Genomic DNA, 2,509 nt, shown 5'->3' with positions numbered 1-2,509 from the left:
GTGGCGTCCCGTGCGCCGCCGACACGGTCGGGCCCGTGCGGCGGCCACACGGCAGGGGAAGGCCCAGCCCCACCACACGGGGCCGTGCCGTGCCGCAACGGTGGCCCGGGAGCGGGATGGCGCCGGAGCACACGACGGGGAGTGACACCCCCGTGTCACTCCCCGTTCGACCCGCGGTCGCGCCGGAGTCCGATCCGGCGGCGACGGATCAGTAGGTGGGCAGGCTCGTGTCCACCTGGTTCGCCCATCCGAGGACACCGCCACCGAGGTGGCTGGCGTCGGCGAAGCCCGCCTTGTGCAGCGCCGAGAGCGCCTCCGCCGAGCGGGCCCCCGACTTGCAGTGCAACACGATCGGCTTGTCCTGCGGCAGTTCGGCCAGCGCCTCCCCGGACAGGATGCGGTCCTTCGGGATCAGCTTGGCGCCCTTGATGTTGACGATCTCGTACTCGTGCGGCTCGCGGACGTCGATCAGCTCGAAGTCCTCACCGGCGTCGAACTTGGCCTTCAGTTCCGCCGGGGTCAGTGTGTGCCCGGACGCGGCCTGCTGCGCGTCGTCCGAGACGACACCGCAGAACGCGTCGTAGTCGTCGAGCAGCTCGGTGACCTTCGGCGTGTCCGGGTCCTTGCGGATCTTGACCTCGCGGTAGCGCATGTCCAGCGCGTCGTAGCTGATCAGCCGGCCGAGCAGCGGGTCGCCGATTCCGGTGATCAGCTTCACCGCCTCGGTGACCATGATCGAACCGATCGAGGCGCAGAGCACTCCCAGCACACCGCCCTCGGCGCAGGAGGGCACCATGCCGGGAGGCGGCGGCTCGGGGTAGAGGTCGCGGTAGTTCAGGCCCTGTCCGTTCGGCGCGTCCTCCCAGAACACGCTCACCTGGCCCTCGAAGCGGAAGATCGACCCCCACACGTAGGGCTTGCCCAGCAGCACGGCCGCGTCGTTGACCAGGTACCGGGTGGAGAAGTTGTCCGTCCCGTCCAGGATCAAATCGTAGTCCCGGAACACGTCCAGGGCGTTCTCGCTGGACAGCTGCTCCTCGTGCAGGCGCATGTGCACGTACGGGTTGATCTCGGCGACCGACTCCTTCGCCGAGACGGCCTTCGACTTGTCGATGTCCGACTGGCCGTGGATCACCTGGCGTTGCAGGTTCGACTCGTCGACGACGTCGAAGTCGATCACCCCGAGGGTTCCCACCCCCGCGGCCGCGAGGTACAGCAGCGCCGGGCTGCCCAGTCCACCGGCACCGATGATCAGCACCCTCGCGTTCTTCAGCCGCTTCTGCCCGTCCATCCCGACGTCCGGAATGATGAGGTGCCGACTGTAGCGCGCGACCTCCTCCTTGGTGAGCTCGGCGGCCGGCTCGACGAGCGGCGGCAGCGTGGCTGACATGGAACCTCCATCTGGCACTTTCGCGGTCACTCCATTCATAACCACGAACGGAGATCAGCTCTTCCCCCGTCCACATGATGGACAGCCGACGGGCCGCGGCGGGTCAGTCCGGTTTCGCCTGGGGATTCGGCCAGGCGTTGGGCTCACAGACCTTTCCGTCGGCCCGCACGGAGTCCGGGTCACCACCGACCCTGTCGTTCAACTTCGCGACGTAGTCATTGGCCACCCCGAACGTCTGCTGCATCATCACCGGCGCCAACTCCCCGTCGGTGGCGCAGCCGACATGGCCGTTGTCGAGCGCATGACCGACCTCGTGATTGATGACGTACTGTCGGTACCCGGTCAGGTCCGCGTTGAACGCGAGCGCCCCGCGGACGTAGCGGGCGAGATTGATCACGACCCGGTCGATCGGCGGGCCGAGGCGGCAGGACGCCTCGTACGGGATGGCCGACCCGCACATGGGTTTCGTGGTGACCGGGCTGGTCAGGCTGACCCGGAAGTCCGGGTCGGGCGCGTCCTCGCCCACCCGTTGCAGCGAGATGTCGTTCGTCCCCGTCCAGCTGCGCGGGTCGGACAGCGTCCCCTCCACCACGGCGGCGAAGCTGTCGGCCCCGGCGAAGCTGGCCGGGTCGAGACCGTCCTCCACCTCGACCGTGTAGGTGTAGAGCGGTTCGGCGTCCCCGACCCGGTCGCCGTCATCCTGCCCCAGCGGGACAACCTGCCAGGTGCCCTCCCCCTCCTCGGTGTACGCACCGCCGTCGGGGAGTTCCGCGGTCGGGATTTCCAGGTCGATCGGCTCGGCGGGGTTCTCCTGGACGACCGGCTCGTCCTCGGCACCGGCGGTGCCGTCCGCCCCACCCGCGTTCGTGCCCTCCGCCGCCGACGGCCCTCCGACGAGGGCTCCCTCGCCGCTCGTCGTGTCGACCACCACCAGCGCGGTGACCACCACGAGCACCGGAACCAGGAGCACACGCCAGCCGTAGGTCGCGGTGAGCCGGCGGAGTCCCGACCGCCCGGCGGGACGCCGCCCGGCGGCGTCCTCCGATGTCGGGCGCCAGGACGCCCGCAAGGGTTCGGTGCGGTCCTTCCGTGCCGCCGACCGTCCGGCCCGGGCATCGC

General features: G+C 69.7%; 2 protein-coding genes. Both read right to left on the bottom strand.

Features of this window, described 5'->3' with window-relative positions; genetic code table 11:
- Positions 1-208: 208 nt before the first annotated feature.
- Positions 209-1,390 carry an adenylyltransferase/sulfurtransferase MoeZ gene (moeZ, locus tag SACHA_RS0107665; RefSeq protein ID WP_019808514.1) on the bottom strand — a complete coding sequence of 394 codons (1,182 nt, stop codon included), beginning with the start codon at positions 1,388-1,390 and terminating at the stop codon, positions 209-211.
- Positions 1,391-1,493: 103 nt separating this feature from the next.
- Positions 1,494-2,509 (bottom strand): DUF3152 domain-containing protein (locus tag SACHA_RS20885; protein ID WP_019808512.1); only part of this gene is annotated, 1,016 nt, incomplete at its 5' end.

The organism is Saccharomonospora halophila 8 (genome assembly GCF_000383775.1).
Lineage (GTDB): Bacteria > Actinomycetota > Actinomycetes > Mycobacteriales > Pseudonocardiaceae > Saccharomonospora > Saccharomonospora halophila.
This window is presented reverse-complemented; position numbering and strand designations above follow the sequence as displayed.